The sequence below is a fragment of the Clostridium sp. HBUAS56017 genome (assembly GCF_007115085.1).
GTDB lineage: Bacteria > Bacillota > Clostridia > Clostridiales > Clostridiaceae > Clostridium > Clostridium cibarium.
Window position 1 is genome coordinate 1 of the sequence record NZ_SULK01000073.1, and the last position, 475, is coordinate 475.

At 28.8% G+C, this 475-nt stretch carries 1 protein-coding gene; it reads right to left on the reverse strand.

Annotated features, from left to right (window positions below):
- Positions 1–475 (reverse strand): hypothetical protein (locus tag FAY47_RS20555; protein WP_207706284.1); only part of this gene is annotated, 475 nt, incomplete at both ends.

Sequence of the window (475 nt, forward strand, 5' to 3'; positions counted from 1 at the left end):
CTTCATTTAAAATTATTCCAAACTTTTTTAATGCTGATAATTCTTTTATTTCTCCAGCTCCAACAAATAATGATGCTACATTCATTACTACGTCAGTTACAAATTTTAGAGCTGAATATGGATTCCCATTTACTACCTCTGTATCAATACTTTTTTTAATACTCTCCCATATTGAATTAAAAAAATCCTCTTGAATCTTATATTGCTCTTTTGTAACTGGGTTGATTATTGCTCCTATTTTCATTATGAAATCAAGGTTCTCTTCTAATGTTCCTGATGGATCTGTCATAAGACCTTCAATTTCATATTTTAAAAAGCCAAAAATATCTGATACTAACCCGATAGTCATATCCTTTACGAATTTTAAAATACCATCATCAATTCCCTCAATTATTTGAAATGGCAAGAACAACTTGCTAAGTATTGGATAATCCTTGTTAAATTCGGCAAAAAATTCTTTCTTTTTTTCAAAGTA